The sequence below is a fragment of the Bradyrhizobium sp. IC3123 genome, assembly GCF_020193625.1.
GTDB lineage: Bacteria > Pseudomonadota > Alphaproteobacteria > Rhizobiales > Xanthobacteraceae > Bradyrhizobium > Bradyrhizobium yuanmingense.
The window spans coordinates 1-418 of the sequence record NZ_JADYVF010000067.1; the positions used below are offsets into that span (position 1 = coordinate 1).

Annotated in this window: 2 protein-coding genes; both read right to left on the reverse strand. The window is 51.2% G+C overall.

Features of this window, described 5'->3' with window-relative positions:
- Nucleotides 1–267, reverse strand: coding sequence for a lipoprotein toxin entericidin B (gene ecnB / locus I6F20_RS38340; RefSeq protein ID WP_004146711.1), 267 nt, complete (start codon nucleotides 265–267; stop codon nucleotides 1–3).
- A 39-nt stretch (nucleotides 268–306) separates the two neighbouring features.
- Complete coding sequence (locus I6F20_RS38650; protein ID WP_055314636.1) at nucleotides 307–414, reverse strand: entericidin A/B family lipoprotein; 108 nt, start codon at nucleotides 412–414, stop codon at nucleotides 307–309.
- Between the last annotated feature and the right edge of the window lie 4 nt (nucleotides 415–418).

Genomic DNA, 418 nt, shown 5'->3' on the forward strand with positions numbered 1-418 from the left:
TTATTGCTGAGCTTTGGTTGCCGCGCCAGAGATTGCGTTACCGCCGTCTGAAATATCCTCACCGACACCGCGCGTGGTGTTACAAGCGGTCAGTGCTGAAGAGAGGACCAAAACCGTAAAGAACGCTGCAATCGTTTTTTTCACCATAATGTCATCCTTAGTGTCAGTTTTGTTTTCATGCCCTATAAGCATAGACAAACCGTCCAAAGATGAAGGGATCTTTGCGATTTTTAAGAGAAAAGGAGTATGCGTGGAGGAGGCTGACATACCGGGAGGCAAGCGCCATCAACGAAACGGCAGGGAAATTCAGCTCACAGCGTGAGAGATAGCGTGGCCCAGGCCCTGAATATCTTCACCCACACCGCGGGCGGTATTGCAGCCAGCCAACAGCGCGCTGCTCAGAAAGAGTAACACCAGG